At 33.0% G+C, this 19,764-nt stretch carries 23 protein-coding genes and 2 tRNA genes; 4 read left to right on the top strand and 21 right to left on the bottom strand.

The annotated features are described in order from the left end of the window. Positions 1-78 precede the first annotated feature (78 nt). The 8 genes from AC4CVH_RS14450 to AC4CVH_RS14415 all read right to left on the bottom strand — a co-directional run bounded on the left by AC4CVH_RS14450 (position 79) and on the right by AC4CVH_RS14415 (position 4,079). Positions 79-267 (bottom strand): LuxR C-terminal-related transcriptional regulator, encoded by a 189-nt coding sequence (locus tag AC4CVH_RS14450; RefSeq protein ID WP_490788473.1) that lies wholly within the window; start codon positions 265-267, stop codon positions 79-81. Then, on the bottom strand, positions 267-449 hold the full coding sequence (locus AC4CVH_RS14445) for a hypothetical protein (protein WP_490788445.1): 183 nt from the start codon (positions 447-449) through the stop codon (positions 267-269). Before AC4CVH_RS14445 ends, AC4CVH_RS14450 begins: the two co-directional genes overlap by 1 nt. A 204-nt stretch (positions 450-653) precedes the next feature. Beyond that, positions 654-1,010: an ATP-binding cassette domain-containing protein gene (locus AC4CVH_RS14440; RefSeq protein ID WP_490788472.1), complete on the bottom strand. Its 357-nt coding sequence runs from the start codon at positions 1,008-1,010 to the stop codon at positions 654-656. Positions 1,011-1,112: 102 nt separating this feature from the next. Further along, positions 1,113-2,594 carry an MDR family MFS transporter gene (locus tag AC4CVH_RS14435; protein WP_490788444.1) on the bottom strand — a complete coding sequence of 494 codons (1,482 nt, stop codon included), beginning with the start codon at positions 2,592-2,594 and terminating at the stop codon, positions 1,113-1,115. A gap of 47 nt (positions 2,595-2,641) precedes the next feature. Beyond that, positions 2,642-3,091, bottom strand: a complete 450-nt coding sequence (locus AC4CVH_RS14430; RefSeq protein WP_490788443.1) for a MarR family winged helix-turn-helix transcriptional regulator — start codon at positions 3,089-3,091, stop codon at positions 2,642-2,644. A gap of 167 nt (positions 3,092-3,258) precedes the next feature. After that, a tRNA-Ser gene (locus AC4CVH_RS14425) sits at positions 3,259-3,347 on the bottom strand. A 52-nt stretch (positions 3,348-3,399) separates the two neighbouring features. After that, positions 3,400-3,843 carry a nucleoside deaminase gene (locus tag AC4CVH_RS14420; RefSeq protein ID WP_490788442.1) on the bottom strand — a complete coding sequence of 148 codons (444 nt, stop codon included), beginning with the start codon at positions 3,841-3,843 and terminating at the stop codon, positions 3,400-3,402. A 159-nt stretch (positions 3,844-4,002) separates the two neighbouring features. Then, positions 4,003-4,079, bottom strand: a tRNA-Arg gene (locus AC4CVH_RS14415). Positions 4,080-4,207: 128 nt separating this feature from the next. Here AC4CVH_RS14415 and AC4CVH_RS14410 point away from each other — a divergent pair. Then, positions 4,208-4,507, top strand: a complete 300-nt coding sequence (locus tag AC4CVH_RS14410; RefSeq protein WP_490788441.1) for a phasin family protein — start codon at positions 4,208-4,210, stop codon at positions 4,505-4,507. Between the two features lie 28 nt (positions 4,508-4,535). Then, positions 4,536-6,125 (top strand): ABC1 kinase family protein, encoded by a 1,590-nt coding sequence (locus AC4CVH_RS14405; RefSeq protein WP_490788440.1) that lies wholly within the window; start codon positions 4,536-4,538, stop codon positions 6,123-6,125. 32 nt (positions 6,126-6,157) lie between these two features. Here AC4CVH_RS14405 and AC4CVH_RS14400 read toward each other — a convergent pair whose 3' ends face one another. Continuing rightward, positions 6,158-6,745 carry a TetR/AcrR family transcriptional regulator gene (locus AC4CVH_RS14400; RefSeq protein WP_490788439.1) on the bottom strand — a complete coding sequence of 196 codons (588 nt, stop codon included), beginning with the start codon at positions 6,743-6,745 and terminating at the stop codon, positions 6,158-6,160. A gap of 183 nt (positions 6,746-6,928) precedes the next feature. Between AC4CVH_RS14400 and AC4CVH_RS14395 the strand changes: the two genes are divergently transcribed. Continuing rightward, positions 6,929-7,816: a phosphatidylserine decarboxylase gene (locus AC4CVH_RS14395; protein WP_490788438.1), complete on the top strand. Its 888-nt coding sequence runs from the start codon at positions 6,929-6,931 to the stop codon at positions 7,814-7,816. Positions 7,817-7,848: 32 nt separating this feature from the next. On the opposite strand, the gene AC4CVH_RS14390 is transcribed toward AC4CVH_RS14395, so the two are convergent. After that, a complete protein-coding gene (locus AC4CVH_RS14390; RefSeq protein ID WP_490788437.1) occupies positions 7,849-8,997 on the bottom strand; it encodes a methyl-accepting chemotaxis protein in 1,149 nt (382 codons plus the stop codon). Positions 8,998-9,118: 121 nt separating this feature from the next. Next, positions 9,119-10,255, bottom strand: a complete 1,137-nt coding sequence (locus AC4CVH_RS14385; RefSeq protein ID WP_490788436.1) for an acyltransferase — start codon at positions 10,253-10,255, stop codon at positions 9,119-9,121. A 205-nt stretch (positions 10,256-10,460) separates the two neighbouring features. Here AC4CVH_RS14385 and AC4CVH_RS14380 point away from each other — a divergent pair, with 205 nt between their 5' ends. Then, positions 10,461-10,964: an amidohydrolase family protein gene (locus AC4CVH_RS14380; protein ID WP_490788435.1), complete on the top strand. Its 504-nt coding sequence runs from the start codon at positions 10,461-10,463 to the stop codon at positions 10,962-10,964. Between the two features lie 1,666 nt (positions 10,965-12,630). On the opposite strand, the gene AC4CVH_RS14375 is transcribed toward AC4CVH_RS14380, so the two are convergent. From AC4CVH_RS14375 to AC4CVH_RS14330, 10 genes are all read right to left on the bottom strand, one after another. Next, entirely contained in the window at positions 12,631-12,906 is a 276-nt protein-coding gene (locus AC4CVH_RS14375; protein ID WP_490788434.1) for a hypothetical protein, read from the bottom strand. Positions 12,907-12,911: 5 nt separating this feature from the next. Then, entirely contained in the window at positions 12,912-13,238 is a 327-nt protein-coding gene (locus AC4CVH_RS14370; RefSeq protein ID WP_490788433.1) for a hypothetical protein, read from the bottom strand. Positions 13,239-13,253: 15 nt separating this feature from the next. Beyond that, positions 13,254-13,583, bottom strand: a complete 330-nt coding sequence (locus tag AC4CVH_RS14365; RefSeq protein WP_490788432.1) for a phage head closure protein — start codon at positions 13,581-13,583, stop codon at positions 13,254-13,256. Positions 13,584-13,594: 11 nt separating this feature from the next. Beyond that, positions 13,595-15,238, bottom strand: a complete 1,644-nt coding sequence (locus tag AC4CVH_RS14360) for a terminase large subunit (protein ID WP_490788431.1) — start codon at positions 15,236-15,238, stop codon at positions 13,595-13,597. Between the two features lie 4 nt (positions 15,239-15,242). Continuing rightward, positions 15,243-15,584: a hypothetical protein gene (locus AC4CVH_RS14355; RefSeq protein WP_490788430.1), complete on the bottom strand. Its 342-nt coding sequence runs from the start codon at positions 15,582-15,584 to the stop codon at positions 15,243-15,245. A gap of 114 nt (positions 15,585-15,698) precedes the next feature. Next, the gene (locus AC4CVH_RS14350; protein WP_490788429.1) at positions 15,699-16,016 is read right to left on the bottom strand and encodes an HNH endonuclease; all 318 of its coding nucleotides are present in this window, start codon (positions 16,014-16,016) and stop codon (positions 15,699-15,701) included. Then, positions 16,009-16,299: a head-tail connector protein gene (locus AC4CVH_RS14345; protein WP_490788428.1), complete on the bottom strand. Its 291-nt coding sequence runs from the start codon at positions 16,297-16,299 to the stop codon at positions 16,009-16,011. The genes AC4CVH_RS14350 and AC4CVH_RS14345 overlap by 8 nt, the downstream gene beginning before the upstream one ends. A gap of 68 nt (positions 16,300-16,367) precedes the next feature. Next, a complete protein-coding gene (locus AC4CVH_RS14340) occupies positions 16,368-17,582 on the bottom strand; it encodes a phage major capsid protein (protein ID WP_490788427.1) in 1,215 nt (404 codons plus the stop codon). After that, positions 17,582-18,196 (bottom strand): HK97 family phage prohead protease, encoded by a 615-nt coding sequence (locus tag AC4CVH_RS14335; RefSeq protein WP_490788426.1) that lies wholly within the window; start codon positions 18,194-18,196, stop codon positions 17,582-17,584. The genes AC4CVH_RS14340 and AC4CVH_RS14335 overlap by 1 nt, the downstream gene beginning before the upstream one ends. Then, a complete protein-coding gene (locus AC4CVH_RS14330) occupies positions 18,129-19,388 on the bottom strand; it encodes a phage portal protein (protein ID WP_490788425.1) in 1,260 nt (419 codons plus the stop codon). Before AC4CVH_RS14330 ends, AC4CVH_RS14335 begins: the two co-directional genes overlap by 68 nt. Between the last annotated feature and the right edge of the window lie 376 nt (positions 19,389-19,764).

Raw genomic sequence — 19,764 nt, 5'->3', positions numbered from 1 at the left:
TTTAATCTTAATAGAAATAAAACAAAAGCAAAACCTATGATACCGTAATGTCGGCTCTTTTTTAAATTTTTTCTTCGTCTACAATAAAGCCTCCAATACAAGTTTTATTGTCAACACCTTTGTCACAGCTTCAGCGGATGAACTGACTTCCAATTTTTCAAATATATGCTGCAAGTGATTGGAAACAGTAGGTTCACTACTATAAAGTTTATTTGCAATTGCTGTTAAATCTTCAACTAAAAAATTGTCTTTAGCAAAAATTATCATCACAATCCACTGTCCAATAATCTCTTATAAAGATCATCAGATATAATCAATGTACCTACACTATTTGCAAATCCAATGGGATTTTGCAGACTAGTATCCATAACCGTAACAGAAACTTTCTCTCCATTCCCAAGTTCTAAAGTATATACAGCACCAATATCGGCCTTGGTCTTATCCGGCAATAAGAAATAACGCTCCCCAAACTGCCAGTGGTGCATATATTTTTACTGGCCTTTCGCTTTTCTTTTCCAAACGAACTAATTCCAGTAAAACAAAAGAAAATCATTAGCACAAATAATACAGAGAATAGATAAATGGAATAAAATTAAAAATTCTTTTTTAGATTTTTCAATGCTATTACTGATAATTTCATGATGCTGACCTCCTTACCGTTTCTCATCTTGATGCACGGCTTCCTTTATGATTTCTCCATAGAAATCGCGGCGACTGCGATTATTCTTTTTCAGTTCAGAAATGATACGACCATCTTTAAAATACAAGATTTTGTCGGTATAGCTTGCAGCATACGGATCATGGGTTACCATCAGGATAATTGTTCCAATGGTATGATTTACCTCGAAAAGTGATGACAACAATTCTGTTGCAGAGCTTGAATCCAATGCTCCGGTTGACTCGTCTGCGAAAATCAGTGGCGAACGTTTTGCCATTGCCCGTGCGGCAGCTACACGCTGGCGTTGTCCACCAGACAGTTCGCTAGGATATTTTTCTAGTTGTGGAGCAATTCACGCAAATATCTTTACATGAAAGAAAAAAACGCCCTTAAAATAAATCTTAAGAGGCATAAAAAATTACCAGCTTTCCTTAGCAGCTGGTAATTTCTCTTCTCAAGCTTCTTTTTTTTCAGAAATATCTTTTCCATTAAAATCGCTTTCTATATCTTTGTTGGAATTACGTTTTACAAAGAAAGAAAGAACAAGTCCTACAATCAGAACGAAAAATGCTACTGTTAAAGATTGTCTTACTCCTGCAGCTAAGCCCATCGTCTGACTTACAGCGTCATTTCTTCCGATATCGTTCAAATAGTTCTTTTGTGTGGCAGTCATAATTGCAACAAAAAGCGACGTCCCAAATGCTCCGCCAATTTGCTGCAGTGTATTTGTAATTGCAGTCCCATGGGGATACAATTCATGCGACAGCTGATTCAAACTATTTGTTTGGGTAGGCGTATTTATCATCCCGACAGCAATTAAAGATATACAGTGTAAAATTATAATCATAGAAATCGAAATTGAAACAGTTATTACATGTGAAAATATGAAAAATACAATTGCAGAAATCAAGAAGCCCGGAAAAATCAAAACCTTTGGCCCGTACTTGTCATAAATACTTCCTGAAATCGGAGCTGCAATTCCATTAACAATTCCACCTGGAAGCATAATTAATCCAGCCGTAAATGCACTTAATCCCATCGCTCCTTCCATAAAAAGAGGAAGTAGCAGCATAATCGCAAAATTAACCATATGCATAATAATAATCAGCAACGTTCCAATCGTAAACATCGGATATCTAAAAACTCCCATGTTAAGCATTGGCTCCTCAAGGCGTAACTGTCTTAAAGAAAACAAAATTAATGAAACAATGCTAACAAGCAGTGGACTCAAAATTAATGCCATATCATTCGACCCAAGATTGCTCGCTCCATAAATCAAACCACCGAAACCTATAGTAGACATCAGAATTGAAATAATATCAAGCCTTGGCTTTGATAATTCAGTTACATTTTCAAGATGAATAATTCCCATAATCATGGCTGCAATACCACAAGGCAAAATGATGAAAAAAAGCCATCTCCAATTTAGATATTGAACAATAACGCCTGAGAGGACGGGACCAACCGCCGGTGCAAAAAACATTACGAGATTAAAGATTCCTAATGCTTTTCCACGTTTATCTTCCGGATTGATTATAATAATTGTATTTACTATATTAGGAATCAACATTCCAGTACCAATCGCTTGAATCAAACGTCCAATTAAAACTATTGAAAAAAATGGTGCAAACCCGCAAACCAATGTTCCAAAAATAAAAATCAGCATGGATACAATATACAACTGCCTTGTCTTTATTGTCTGAATAAAAAATGCCGATATAGGAATGAATACTCCCATAATCAACATATATCCAGTGCTTAGCCACTGAGCTGTGATTGCCGAAACATTGAATTGAACCATAATACTTTTAAGTGCCATATTAAGTACTGTTTCATTCAACATACAGAAAAATCCCGATACTGTTAATACTGCACTAATTGCCCCTATATTATAGGACTTTTTGTTTGTAGCGTAAATAGTCTTCGAACTTGTCATTACTTTATAGCCTCCATTAAAATGCGTTTAAAAATACTAAAAAATTGCTAGATTCTTTGCTCGTCCATTAATTCATCGAGATTATGGTCTATTTTTTTTAAAACCTGTTCATAGATTTCAATGTCCCTCTCTGAAATATTATTTGTAATTTTTTTAAAGTGTGCTTCAATATATGGTGCTACTTCATTTCGTAATTTTTTACCTTCATCTGTGATAAAAAGAGAGGACGCTCGTCTGTCTCCTTGAAACTGCCTTCGTTCTATAAAACCTTTTCTTTCTAAAATATCTAATATTCTTAGAAGTGAAGCTGGATCCTTTCCAGCTTTTATCGATAATGTTTTCTGATTAATGCTCTCCTGCTCTGCCAAAGTTGATAAAACAACCCATTGTTCAAGTGTAAGTTCATACCATTCAAGACTTCTGTTCAAAAATCTTATCATTTTTCTGTTCATCCTGCTTGATTTCAAACCAATTGTTTGATCAAAAGAAACTTCCATGCAACAACCCTCTTCTTTATATAATTGACTGTAATATAATTGATATATCAATTATATTACAGCATATTAATTGTGTCAAATAAGTATGCATACTTCAACATTGATTTCATTTATAAAAAAAGATGCCGCATTAACATAAAAATATGTTAATGCGGCATCCTTTTTTATGGCGGAGACGGTGAGATTCGAACTCACGTGCCCTTGCGGACAACCTGATTTCGAGTCAGGCTCGTTATGACCACTTCGATACGTCTCCAAAACACTCACTAGTTTATTATACAAAAGCATTATAAATAAATCAAATTAATTTACGAATTTAATCTCCTGATTTTGAAAAATTTCTCGAGAATAGAGCTACAATCCTCGTCATAAATCCAGTTTACATGTATAAAAGTGTTCAATCTTCTATTCTGTACAATATTTATAATCGAACCACAAGCACCACATGTAGGATTAAACGTACCTATATAAAGATGCTTTATTCTTGACTGTACTATGGCTCCTGCACACATAGGACATGGCTCTAATGTCACATACATACTGCATCCATCAAGCCTCCAGTTTCCTATAATTCTTGAAGCTTTCCTTATTGCAAGTATTTCCGCATGACAGGTAACATCTTTTGAACTTTCTTTAATATTGTGAGCTTTTGATATTATTTTGTTATCTTTAACTATCACAGCCCCAACAGGAACTTCATCCATGTCAAATGCCAAATATGCTTCATTTACTGCTTCATTAATAAAATCCATGTTTTCACCACATATTATCATAATGTAAACTTTTTATCATAACATTGAAATTCATATTATTTTCATTTAAACTAAAAATATAATTATCATATAAAAAATCCCATAAAATATATTTTACAGGATTAATCACAGACAAATACACTATTACAATTTTAACTATGGTGCACTCGAGAGGAGTCGAACCTCCGGCACGCGGTTTAGGAAACCGCTGCTCTATCCTGCTGAGCTACGAGTGCATAACAAAGACTACCTTAATATTCTATTATAGATTGTCTTTGTTGTCAATTTTTTATGATAATAATTCAATAAAAACATAATATATTTATATACAGTATAAAAAAATAAATCAGGGAGGTTTTGTTTTATGTTAAATGAACTAAAAAACTTATTTCTAGCAGGTGTTGGTTCAGCCGCATGCACCTACGAAAAAGCTTCAAAACTGATTCAGGAAATGGTGGAAAAGGGCAAACTGACTGTAGATGAAGGCAGGCAACTTTCGGAAGAATTAAAGAAAAGCATATCAACAAAAAAAGATCAGATAAAACCACTTACCAAGGAAGACCTTTTTTCAACTTTAAAAGATTTGAACTTCGCTTCAAAAGACGACATATCATCAATAAATGAAAGATTGACAAAAATAGAGGAAAAGCTCAAAGACAACTAACTTATATTTGTTAGTTGTAAAATAAAGAATGAAACAAAAAACATCAAAAAGATTTAAAGAAATTGTGAAGGTACTAAGTAAATATGGTTTTAAATTTATAAGGACACGAGGAAAAAACTCACCTCAAAATCTCAGAATGGCCTTTGAGGAACTCGGACCTACCTTTATAAAAATAGGCCAGATTTTAAGTTCACGACCTGACATACTACCTTCACAATTTATTGATGAACTGTCAAAACTACAAGATAATGTACCTCCCGAAAAATTTGAAGCTATAAACGAAGTCTTTTTCAGTGATTTCAACAAAAATATAGATGACTGCTTCCTTGAATTTGAAAGGCACCCTTTCGCATCCGGATCAATAGCACAAGTTCACAATGCTGTTCTTAAAGATGGAAGAGATGTTATTGTAAAGATTCAAAGACCTAATATAAAACAAAAAATGAACATAGATATAACAATCTTGTACAAAATAATAAACATTGCTAAAAATAAATTTCAAGATTCCATAATAGATCCGGAAGAAGTACTCGATGAATTAAAATACTCAACAAACAGGGAATTTGATTTTAACCTCGAAGCTGAAAACATGATAAAATTCAAAAGGTTGAACAAAAATGTCGCCTTCTGTCATGTGCCCTATATAATTGAAAATTTGTCAAAAAGCAAAACCATAACCATGGAAAAGATAGACGGGTTTAAAATAAACGATATAAAGAAATTAAAAGACAATGGATACGATCTAAAAGATACCGGCGAAAAACTTGCTGAATCTTTTTTCAAACAGGTTTTTACAGATGGTTTCTTTCATGCCGATCCTCATCCCGGGAATTTACTGATACATGATAAAAAAATATGCTTTCTTGATTTCGGCATAATGGGAAATATATCACCATCATTAAAAACTTCATTAAATAAAATAATAATTTCAATAGTATATAAAGATATGGATGAACTTGTCTCAAATATAATGTCCATAGGCATAAAAAATGGGCTTGTAGATAAAAATAGATTGTATGAAGACATAAGCACTCTTATGGATAATTATTTATCTACATCTCTTAAAAACATAAAAATATCTTCAATGATTCTGGATATCTTCAACTGCGCAAAAAACAACAATATAAAATTTCCAAAAGATCTTATTCTCCTAACCAAAAGTTTTATTATAGTGGAGGGTCTTGTAAGTGAAATAGCTCCAGATATTCAAATTTTAGATATAGCAATACCTTTCGTAAAGGGAAGCAGTAAATCTTATATTCTAGACAGCCTAAATCCTGATGACATTCTAATAAATTACTACAACTTTACAAAAGATTCATTTAAAATTCCATCAAAATTAGTATCTTTGATAAATGGAATTTTAAACGGAAGAGCAAAAGTCCAGATAAAAATAAACAAAATAGATGTCTATATAAAACAATTCAATAAAATGACAAACAGACTTTCTCTTTCATTCATATCATGCTCTATATTTATGGGATCCTGTTTAATTTTAAACTCAAATATTAATCCAAGATTATATAACCTCCCAGTAATCGGGCTTATAGGAATAGCAATATCAGTATTATTAACCTTTGTAATACTGATATCCATAATCAAATCAGATAAGCTGTAACCGGATACCTTCTCAAGCGAGTATCCGGTCGCTTACTCGGTAATTCCACAAAGTACACAATTTATAATATTATCTATCATATTTGTGTATTTCTTCTTATCTTTATTAATGTGCTGTTTGTCTTCATTTATCAACTCATAGACTGCAGCTGAACATATGGTCCCAAACAGTGTATATGCCATAGAACAGGTATCTCCATTTTTTATAGTACCCTCTTTTACCGCATTCTCAAGATACTTCTGTATATATACTATGTAATTGTTTACAGCCTCTCTCAATTCAAGTTGTCTGCCCTGCTGTCCCCAAAGTTGACTCATTACTACCTTAAAAAACTCTTTTCTCTCATATACAAGCCCAAGCTGTATCTTGCAAAGTACCTTCAATTTTGACAGGGAATCCTGCTTATTATTAGCTATTTTCTCTATTTCATCTTTTATAATATCCATTCCCTCTATTATTATATACTTAAATATCTCTTCTTTACTTTTAAAATGATAATATAATGTTCCCTTTGCAACTCCTGCATCTGCAGCTATTGCATCCATTGTAGCTCCATCATAGCCATTCTGGGAAAAAATTTTTATTGAAGATTTGAAAATTATAGTTTTAGTATTATTCATAAATACCACTCCAGGTTTCTATTATAAATTAATTGACCAGTCAGTATAATTATACTCATAATATGAAAATATCTCAATAATTATTGCCTATTTTAATACTATACAAAAGTATAAACAAATATTGACCTGAAAAAAGCATGGAACTATAATATGGATATAGTTTATTGAGTCAGGAGTTAAAATATGATTAAATGTTATAATAGAAATCTAAAAAAATACGAAAATGAAAATATTGCAGGATATTCTTATTTGAAATGGACATATTCATCTCCTGTAGGAATGAAGTTGCTTGAACTTATAATAAAGAAAAAAATATTTTCCAAATTATACGGAGAATATTGTAACTCTCGTTTAAGCAAAAAAAAAATACATCCATTTATTAAGAACTTCAAAATAAATATGAATGAATCAGTTAAAAATGAAACTGATTTTAAAAACTTCAATGAATTCTTTACAAGAAAACTTAAACCAAATGCAAGGCCAATTGAAGAAAACCCAAATCATCTGATCTCACCAGGCGATGGACGTATATCAGCACATCAAAATATAGACATGGATAATATTATTCAAGTAAAAGGAATTACATATAAATTAAAAGACCTTGTTTCCGACGAAGTCATCTCTAAAAAATTTGAAAATGGTTCTATAATTACATTGAGGCTTTCACCTGTGGATTATCATAGATTTCATTTTATAGACAGCGGATTTTGCAGCACTCCAAAAACAATAAATGGAAATTATTACTCCGTAAATCCAATTGCATTAGTAAGGGTACCTGATCTATTTTGCAGAAATGAACGTCAGTGGAGTATACTTCATTCAAAAAACTTCGGTGATATATTGTATGTAGAAGTAGGTGCAACCTGCGTTGGAACAATAATTCAAACCTACAATCCACATAAATATGTAAAAAAGGGGGAAGAAAAAGGTTTTTTCAAATTCGGCGGTTCAACAATAATACTGTTTTTTGAAAAAAATAAAATAAAAATAGATGCTGACATACTTGAACAAACCAAGTCTGGTTTTGAAACAAAGGTATTAATGGGAGAAAAAATAGGTTCCAAACTTTAATTAAGAACCCACTTTTTTCTACTATATTATTATTACAGTCTTAACGAAATTTCATTCAATCTTTCCGACATAGAAGTTATTTCTTCTATACTAGCTGTTATTTGCTGTGTAGCTGCAGCTTGTTCTTGAATTGAGGAGAGTGACTCCTGACTTTTTTCACCTGACTCCTTAACTTTTGCCGCAATATCATCTGTCAATTTTTTTATTTTCGAAACTGTACTCTTTGACTGATCCGACAAACTTCTTATCTCATCTGCCACGACACCAAACCCCTTTCCAGCTTCACCAGCCCTTGCAGCTTCTATCGCAGCATTTAATCCAAGCATCTTAGTCTGATCCGCTATTTCTTTTATAAACAATGATACATTGTTTATGTTTTCAGATAGCTTGGTTATTTCACTTATTGTATTGTTTAAACCTTTCTCATTTTCATGTATTGTTGAAGCAGACGAAGAAAGTTCTTCTATTGTAGAAGATATTTGAGTTAAGCTGTCTTCAATATTTTTAGACATACCCTTTAAATCTTCTGCCGCCACCTTAGGTACTATCATTCCAAATGTTCCTATAATCTTTCCTGTATCATCACTAAAAAGTGGATAACAATTACATAAAACTGGAACACCATACATCGAAGCGTCATGTTCTATAGAAATCGGTTTTTCATCATGAATTGCCTTGTATGCATTCATATCTTTTCCAAAAGCCTCTCCAATTTTCAATTGGGGGAGCTGGAACTTTTTTGAATTTTGTACACTAATAAACTTATTGAGATCTGTAGTAAACATAACGGCACCATCTGAAAACATCTCAGTGAGTATAGGTGCAAAATCATCAAAAGCTTTCATTAAAGGATGCATAATCGGAAATACAGTAGAAAATACTCCAATCGTTTTTCCATCATCATCTACTATAGGTTCAGCTATAATTTTAAGTCTTATTCCATACAAAGAACGTGGTACATTTTGTACAAGAGTCTTATTTTGCTGCATGGCTTTCACAGCTATAGCATCCCGATTGAGTTTTTCACCTATCTGAAATATATCCATATCAAATTCAGAAGATGCTTTCTTCCATTTATATGTATCTCCGTCACTCGTAATGTATATAACACCACCCGGTATTAGATCCGCCTGAGTGTTACACATTTCTTTTATAAATTCGACTGCGTTTATATTAATCATACTATTCTCCCCTTAAACTTTAATATTTGAATACATCTCATCCACTAATAAATTCGTAATTTTTTACGCTTTATTTACATCCAAAAGCTAAAAATTTATAAGATCAAAATAACTTTGCTATTTACTTCAGTAAAATACTAACTCCAATTTTCTCTTTTTTTATAGTCTTTTTTACTTTTATTCCTGTTACAAGACTGGTATGTGGAATTAAACTTATTACTTTAACTATTAAAGGTGATAAAAATGAAACTGAAATCCAAAGCATTATGTGAAGTAATGTATTATTTGTTGTGAATATGTTTAACATACGGTATGTATATTTAATTACTATGATTTGAATTATGTATCCTATATAAGAATACTTGCTGATAAACTTAAACACATTATACAACCTTTTATTATTTACCAGCTTCAAAGAAATTATATATAAAAATAAAATAGTACTTACACAGCAACCTAACCACAGTAAAACCGAGATATTATTGTCTATCTTAAAAACATCAGGATTTATCTCCAATATTAATTTTAATGAAATCAATAATAAAAATGAGCTAATAACAAAACCCTTTAATTTTAGTAATATAGTTCTGAACTTTTCATAATAAGTGGCTATATATATACCAATTATAAAATATCCTATCCAAATAATAGGCGTTATATTTATAAATCTTTCTTGCAGCTCTGTAGGATTATTGAATAAAACCTTAATAAGAGTACTGGTTATTAAATAATTGCATCTTAAAATTTTATAAAAAACCAGCATTAATATTATAAACACCATTATCCTCAAATATATATTTTGCTTATGTATCTTTTTAGCTATCCAAAGAATAATTGGAACATATATAAACAGCCTCAAAATCATTCCCATATACCATAGATGATACGATGCTCCTCCAGTCAGTATTTGCATAAATATATAATTATAATTGCCTTTGTATATCACATATACAAGTGACCAAATTACATATGGTATGTATAAATAAAGTATCTTCTTTTTATAATACTTTATTACATCAAACTCCTGCGAGTATGAGTAAAACAATAATATACCACTAATGCATAAGAATATTGGTACACCTGACTTGGCAATAATAAAAAAAAGCTTGTTAAAATAAAAATAATAAGCATTATGTAATAATATTAAATTGGAAGCATCCCCTAATGTATGCTGTTCTATTATAAAAATAAATGCTATTGCCTTTAATATGTCAATTTCCTTTAACCTATTTTTTTGTGTCAATCTATAATAATTCACATCCCTTCAATAATTTTAAAATCTATATAATCTTTATCTATTATAGCACATATTTCATGAAAATTTGTGTGGACAATCTATATACGAACCAGTCGAGCTAAATATGTAGGTATAATTTTAGCATGGTTTAACTTGTACAAAGATTTGCCATAAAGCAGCAAGAATATCAACTTTCCACTTTTCTGTTGTTTCCAATCAATAAAATATGACAATCCTGATAGACGGCAATAAAATATATAAAATTTTATCTTCTAAGGAAGTGAGAATACCCGACGACTATTCCGTAATTGATTTGAACGGCAAGTATGTTATGCCAGGTCTTATTAATGCCCACGTACATTTATTTGGCAGCGGCAAACCAATGAAAGCAATAGGAGGGGGAAGTTCTCAGAAGCATCTCGTAAAGTTGTTGGGCACAAAACTTGGCCGTATACTTCTAGATAAAATGGTACAAGAGCATGTTATGACTGAATTATATTCCGGTGTTACAACAATTAGAGCAGTTGGTGACCTTTTTTATTCCGACGTAAAAATACGCGATAAAATTAACAGTGGCAAACTTTTCGGGCCAAGACTCATTGTCTCAGGACCGGCAATAACGGTAACTGGAGGTCATGGATACGGAAGTTTTTCTCAGGTTTGCGACTCCCCGTGGAAAGGCCATAAATGTGCAAGCCTACGCAAATGGAATCCAGGTCGGCTTAGGTAACGCGCTTCTTGTCCATTTGTCTCACAATACGATACCTGTCGTGAGCTTGAATACATTGTAAAATATATCGGCGTACTATCCCATCCCTCTATGGTAATTTCAAAAGGTCATATAATCCGCAATCCGCGTATTAAAAAGATTACTTCCATTGATGATGCAATAGAAAAGATACTTTATAGGCAAAAATAAAAAAACACTGAAAATCAGTGTTCTCAATGCTTTCTGGTGCGCCAGAGAGGATTCGAACCCCCGGCACGCTGGTTCGATTTTTATAAATTAATATTTTCCATCATTTTTCAAAATGGCTTAATATCAATGGTTTATGTCTTATAGTATATTGTTAAATATCATTATTTTTTATGTTTATCTAAAACTTTGGGGACAAAATGGGGACAATTTTTTATATACATAACTTCAGTAATATCAATGTTTTTAGGTAGGCGGCAAAACACCGTATACACAAAATATTTAACCCCAGATATATTATTTCATATTCATATACCTTCATGCTCCATATTCCCCGTATAATTAACTTTTACATGTCTAGAAGTATAATTACATGTCTTAATATAAACCCTATCTTAAAATGGCTCTACATTCGTTTTAAAGGTACGTCGCATTTTGCTACCCACCTACATAAATAAATTTACGTTTTCAGCATCCACATTCTATGATATAATGTGAAATGTACAATTCAATAAGTTGTGTGTGGGCAACTGGTATTGCCATCCCTTTAAGAAGGGAGGTGATACATATGTGCGAAATGTTTATAGTAGTTTTTGCTGCTCTATCGTTTTTGATAGCTTTGATAAATCTAATTATCGTGCTAATAAATAATATAAAAAAGTAGCCCACCGACGCGATTGGTATGGCCACTTTTTTATAAGTTCGCTTTACTAGTTGCCTTAGCAACTGAGTTGTATACTGCAGGATGTTGACAGCATCCTGTTTTTATTATCTCTATTCTTAAGTTAATTATACAATACACACTATTAAAGTCAATATAAAATAATAGATAGCCCTTTGCTCAAACTATCTATTATTTCCAAAATGTAAATTTTATAAAGCAGACTAAATTCATAATCCACCCTCTTATTACTGATATTATACCATAGAATTTAAAAATTATACAGATAAAAAAAGAGGACAGCTAAATTTTCAGCCGTCATCATATATATCACAACCAGCTAAATTTTAAGCCGGTTAAATAACCAGCAGAATTTTCTGCCCGTCTTGCTAAGCTTTAAATCCACGTATCCTCGCAAGGAAACGTCAAATCGCCAACCAGTTGGAAGTTTTAAATCTACCCATGTAGATACTGAACTATTTAACGGGCGAAAAATTTCCCTGGTTGTCTAGGTTTATAACCTACCCATGTAGATACTGAACTTAGGCTTTCATCATTCAGATGAATGGCTTTAAATTCGTTTATAACCTACCCATGTAGATACTGAACCCTTGAGCTGTGTGAAATTTTGTACACATAGCTCTAGTTTATAACCTACCCATGTAGATACTGAACCCCTGATTTTATGCAATTCCCCTTTAAAGGGGTAAACTGACTGACTGATAGTAGGTTGGTTCGAATTTTTACTCGAATCAATCAAAATTGAGGACTGTGCAATTTTGCGTTGTCCTAATATACAAATAAAAAGGTATGGTTATTTTAACCACACCTTTCCTTATCAAGTTGAACCATTAAAGTATTATTTACGAATTCAGTTTTCCTATGGAGACCTATTTTACGCATATAACCTTTCTTATAGTGCCTATATAATTCCAATGCTTCTTCATAGTCAGCTATCATGTATATGTCTTTAACCTTCATATCCCTTATATCCAGTATCTTATGGCAAATGGTCTTAATCCTTACATTCGATACATCAAAAGTGTATCCTGATGCAAGTAAAAAGGCTTCATTTTCAGTTAAAACCATATTCATTATTCCTATTCATTATTTCTTAAATAGCTAATAACCGTCTTTTTAAAATCAGTTAAAGCATAGGATACACTCCTGCATACATCTTGTAAATCATAACCATTAGCAGATTCTTTTTTATATTTAACTTCTAAATAACTAATAATATTCTTTTGAAAATTAGTTAAAGCATCAGATATGTTTGCATACGTATTTTGTAACTCATTATCATTAGCAGGTCTTTTCTCACATATGACTTTGTCCGTTATGTCTTGTATATTTTCTGAAAATTCATTCACTATCAATTCCAATTTTTCATCCAGATTTCTTAAATTCTGATCCTTATTAATATCCATTTTTATCCTCTCCTTTTAATTACCGCTTGTTTCTGTATAATAAGCATATATTTTTAAATCTGTTTTATTCCCTTCAAAATCATCTATACGTGTTATATTATACTCCTTATCTTTATATAAAATCTTCATGCTTGCATCAATATCATCTCTGTAATTTATCTGGAATATAGCTTCAACTTTCTGCTGAACCTCTGCCGCAGCATAAAATTCATTTCCTGATGCACTTCTATAATAAGCCCATATATTCTCTGCTAATGGCTCCCACTGCTGTACCGGGAAACCATCATCATCCGTGCCCTCCACATAATGCAATATACTTATTTTTTTATTTTTCATATTATCCATAAGATCAGCTCCTATTGTATAGCTCTTAAAAATTCCTCATAATGCTCATACAGCCCTACATAACTATCCAGTAATGATGCTAGTCCATCAATTCTCATCTTTGCAGCCTGATTTTTTATAGGTACTATATTTCCGTTTCTATCTGTTTCAACTCCTGTATTTGTCATACACCATTTCAATATCGGATTATTGTTATAGTTGATTTTCTTAGCCTGTAAATCTGCCCCTAACTGCTGCATTGGAAGTGATAAAGTCTTTGCACCCTGGATACACCTTTCCATCTTAAAGCCGTTATTCTTCATTTCCTCAACCCAGTATTTAGCACTGTAAGAATCATAATATATCCATAATGGAGTTATCTCCTTGTCATTTAGCATTTCAAGAAACCACGCTGTAATATCCCTATAATCAATACTATTGCCTTCACATAACCTCAATAGGCCACGCTCAAGCCATTTATCATATGGTATTTTGTCATGGTGAACCCTTTCATTAAAGCTTTCTTTTGGGAGCCAGTACATCTGAGTTACATATCTTTTTTGAGTTTCCGGATTCATCATTAGAAGTGTAGTCGCTGTTAAATCCGTAGTAATACTAAGGTCTGCCCCACCTATGGCATAACAATCATGAAATTTATCTATATTAAAGGTTTCCTCATTGTTTATATCATCGAAAGTAAGCCATGCAGTCGATACGGTACACCTTACATTAAAATCCTTTGTAAGTATTCCCGTAATATCATTAGGATTACTCTTTGCCCTTTTAACTTTAATCTTTAAATCATCAACTTTTTTAATTACTCCTAAACCTGGATTAGCTTTAGGCCAGCATTTTGGATTTCTCCATTCTTCTTTACTGTCCAATTCATAAAGTATGGGAAGAAATGTATCATCTTCAATAGTACCGTCAGCTACTTTACAGCCATATTCATACATATCATCAAATATGCTCTCTCTTACTGTCCCAGCCGTAGTTATCATGATTAATAAAGGCTCTCTTCTGGCACTCTGTGACTGTTTCATAACCTCATATATATTCCTGTCTTTGATGCTGTGAAGTTCATCAATAATAACACAGTGGGAATTTAATCCATCTAAGGTATCTGAATTTTTCCCCAGTGCTTGAAACTTTGACATTGTAAGGGGAAAATACAAGTCAGTTTTACGCTTCTTTAAATGCTTTGATAGATAAGGGCTCTGCCTTGCCATGTTTAACGCCTCGTCAAAACATAACTTGGCCTGGTCTTTTTTAGATGCTATCGAATATACCTCCGCACCGCCTTCGCCATCTGCCATAAGCATGTATAAGGCTATACCAGACAACATTGTTGTTTTACCGTTCTTCCTGGCCACATAAAACATAGCTTCACGATAACGCCTTAACCCTGTGTCCTTATCAATGAACCCAAATAAAGCCGATATAAAGGCCTTTTGAAACAGTTCTAATTTAACTGTTCTTCCTGCCCATTCACCTTTTGAATGTCTGCAAAATCCTTCTATAAACTCTATAGGCCTATTAGCCTTATTTTCATCAAATATATATTTAACTGGGTGCTCAATATCATATGCAAGTCTTTTATATTGCTTTTCCACTCTCTTTGATACAATATACTTTCTAGATTTAATTTTTTCATAATATTGTTGTACATAATTCATGTAATCACTTCTTTATAAAATTTATTAGCTCATCTTTAGACTCGCCATCATCTTTAGGCAATAAACTAATAACTTGTTTGTATATATTACCGTATTTCTGTATCAATGCTGTATAGCTCTTTAATGCTGGATTCTCCTTTAAAAAATCCTGTCTGCCGTTTTTAAATTCAGTTACAACTCCTATAGTTTCAATTTCTTTCTTTAATGATTCAAGAGTCCTTTGCATAAATTCCAACTCTTTAAATAGTGGCTCTGCGACTGTAAGTTTATCTTTGGGTAACTTCCTCAATATCGCTCTAAGTTTTTTCATATCAGTTGAGATATCTATAACTTTATCTTTTTCCATTAAAATCTATCTCCTTATTATATAGTATTAAATAACTCTTTATATAATTTATTATACCTTTCGCGTGGATATACATGAGAGAGGTTAAGAAATGGGGGCCATGTGGTCTCCGCGTCAGCTGTTGTTTTTACTGACCTGGGGGGACTTGATAAGATTCCCATTTTCATCAAATACAGTTTCTTTTGTGGTTATTTGATGATTTCTATTGTGTATCTGGTCATGGCAATCTATACATAGGGCTTCTAGGTTATCCCAATTTAACGTTATTTCTGGATTATTTATATTCCCCGGATTTATGAATTTCTTATGATGAACTATTGTTGCAGGCTTCCCACACCTCTCACATATATAATGTCTGCTCCTTATATATCCATCCCTACATCTAACCCATTCCTTACTGTGATAAAATGCTTTGCTAAATTCTCTAGCCATTATTCATACTTCTTCCCACTGCTTCCAGTGCAGTCAGTAATGAATCTATTGCCTTTCTTAATTTATCTATATCCCTGTCCATTGGATCAAACCACAACATCAATATGAACTGTGCTGCTGTCTTTGCCATTGGATGTATTGTATCATCATCTGTCCATGTCCGGCCGGTTGTTGCCTCTAGGTATGGTGGTATAGCATCTATCAATGCCTTTATCTCTATATCTAATTCATTACCATCAACCCTCAATATGTTATGTGCTTCATCCATTGTAAGTATATTCATATATACATCACACTCCTAATTAAAAAGGTGCAGTACTGTATTATGTACTACACCATTACATCTATATACTAAGGTGTTACTGTCTTTGATAGTTTGAGAAATGCTTCTGGTACCAATGGTTTGCAGTCTGCTATTGCCAGTGCCCTGTAGTCTATCAATCCAGATTTAAAGCTTGACTCTCTGGATACTTCTAACAGTACACCCTGTGGTAAGTTATATCCCATATAATTAAAGTCTCCTAAGAGTATAGTATCATCTGGTATATAATCGTCTATAATTATTGGCTTACCCAGTATATATCCTATCTGCTGCTGTTGTGCATCTGCTATAAATAAAGGTCTATCATTATTATCTACCAAGCTATATACCAAGTTATATAGTGATGCGTTATTCATAGCAAACTTTGCATTGGCCCCGTATCCTCTTTTTAACATTCCCAACATTTTAGTAAAGTCTGTATATGCCGGCTTATCTGCATATGTGAAACTATTGGTTGCATCCCATGTAATACCTGTAATTAATCCAGTGCCCTGTCCTGAGCCTGTACCACTTACCATGGCTTCATTTAGTGTATCCATCACACAATTAGTCAGCTCTGTTTCAAGATAGCTTTCAAATGCTCCTATGCTCATTTTATTTGCTATTGCTGACATACTAAATACTTTAAGTATTTCATATGCTGAAAAACTAACTGATACCGTATCTACTTTTTCAGATTCAACTGCCACACCTTCTACATGCCAGTTTGCCTTTGTGCCTGGTGTTCCTATTGGAACCGATAGATTAGATGGTATATTGAACTGCCTTACTGCCGATATCAATCCGCCCTGCGTTCTTGCCTTCTCAATTATTTCATTAAGTGTCTGGGTTGGAAGTACTGCCGCACTATTACTCATTGCATTGAAAGTATCTGCCCTTTTTTCCATTCTTGCACGCTCATATATATTTTTTTCGGCTTCAGTTAATTTCTGACCTAACATTTCCTTGAAGAATGCACTTCTATACTCTTTTGTTTTAAATAAATCGATCCCCTCTGGAATATCAACACCTTTACTGAATCTCATTCCTGTTACAGGGTTGAAACCTTTATTTGATTTACTCCTTTTTTCAATTATGTTTTCTTTGGCCTGCTTCAATCCATCAAGCTCAATATTCAATGACTGAATATCTGCATCCTCATTATCATCTATTAACTTTCCTATCTCTGCTGCCCTTTTCTCAATTTCCTCAACATCTTTTGAATTATAATAATTAAATGCTTCCTGTACTGTTGCAAATTTCATCATTTATCATCCTTTCCTAAAATTTGATTTACTTTACTTTTAAGCTGTACCCTTAAAATGTCATTTACTTTGGCCCTTGCTTCCTGGACTAATGTATTTCTTTTGAATATATCTTCCATCCGTGCTTCAATACTTGTTTCCTGATATGCTGGAAATGGAGTTATTGAAACCTCATATAATTTTTCAATCTTATTTATTGTCCTGGTATTGGTCTTAGAATCATATTCATCTCCGCCCTTAGGAACCTTAAAAGCAAAACTCATGCCCTTTATATCACCACGTGACACACTTGAATATATTTCCTTTGCCTTCGGTGTATCTGGAAGTGTAGCCCTCATTTCGATACCTACACCGCTTTTCCTCAGTTCCATGGTTTCAGGACTTCTGGCCAGTGGGATTGAGTTTACGTCATGATTGTATAAAAGTGGAACATCTTTAAGCAAATTTTCACTTACAGCATCCCTTTTAATAATCTCCGTATAACTGCCATATCGCCCGTTTATAGTTGTGGGCTTATCAAACACTATTGGAGTACCTAGAAGTATACTATTCTTGCTGTTCTGTGCCTTGTCCGTCCTGATTTCGGCTGACCTGATTTCCCTGTTCTCCTGCATTGTTGTTTCCTCCCTTCATCTGGTATTGATTAACAATATTTGTATCAGCTACATTTAAAGTTTGGTAACGGGTGTCGCCATTTTCTATACCTGGTAAGTTCAATATCTTTAATGCCTGGTTTATAGTAAGTAATCCCAGTGGCATCAATTCTTTTAATGCCGTTACCTTAGTTGAATTTGATGTAAACTGAAGTTTATCACTTTCAAGCATTATACTATTGCCAAAACTCTGTTCACGCTGTGTAAATAACTTATTTGTAAGCTCCTGACTCATCTGTGTTGCCAGTGGTTCTATTGTGGATTCATAAAACGCACTCCATTCATCTTCTGAATATGTGCAATTTACAATATTTTCACTTATACCCAAATAACTGTATATCCTATTTTTAATCTCAGTTAACTGCTGGCCGTTTATAAATACAGGTTTGTTTTCTATAGGCTGATAGTCCATCTTAGTATCCAGTGCAGCAATACCCCCGTTGTTTTCGATACTCAAATAATCATTTATAAATGCCTCTTTCGACTCTTTTAGTTTTTCACCTGATAGGACTTGATTGTATTTTAATAACCCTCTAATTTGTGCTGAATTCTTTATTGAATTCTCCATACCTTGGTTTTGAGTATGTGCCAAATCAAGTGTCGGCATTATTGCCCTGTTATCGTCACCTAGAAGGTCATTTGAATTATAGAACCGCCTTAATACCATCACATCATCATAACGGAATATAAATGCCTTGCCTCTTGAAAATAAGAATTTACAATACAATGCCCCTGTTGCATCCGTAAGGAATTCTACCTGTAAGGGACTCAATGGATATATAGCCTCAAGGCTCCCTTTATCATCAAAAGACAAATAAGCAAATGCATTATTATATAAAAAATAATGTGTTGATACTTTATATAGAAAATCAAAGGTTGACATATAAGGGTTAGGCCTTGACTGCAGTATGTAGTTAAGCCTTGAATCCCCATCTTTACGCTGCTCTCCATTCATAATTACATGACTTGGAATTAACTTAGAAAAATTCTTTGCTATACTATCAACTGCACTCCGGTATAAATCATTTGAATAGGCATCTCCCGAAAATGGTGTAAACACTGCAGGGCTACCGCTCATAACTTCAACTCTCTGGGTATTCTGTTTATCAGCAGGATTTTTATTTCTATGGAACAATTTATCTAATAAGTTCATACATTCTCCTTTCACAACATAAAAAAGGCACAAGAAATCTACTAACGGAATATCTCCGTTTTCAAACTTCCCGTGCCTTTTACAGCTTCCACTTCTTAGAAGTAGGGTACTTAACATATTCTTCTATAATACTAGTGTACTATAACATTAATTCAATATCAACCCCCCTTATTATATATTTTTATCTATAATTATATTTCCTCTTCCATTGATGCAGCTCTTTCAAAGTTGGCTTCTTATGCCTGATTCTGCAATAGTCCATATAACTTAAAAATACTGGCACTGACATATTAACACCTCCTTGATTCAGTACTATTGTTATGGTATTCTAATACTGTAAGTAAATATTTATGCTTACAGTTTGTATTGATTTTCA

It is taken from the genome of Clostridium pabulibutyricum (genome assembly GCF_058242705.1).
This window is presented reverse-complemented; position numbering and strand designations above follow the sequence as displayed.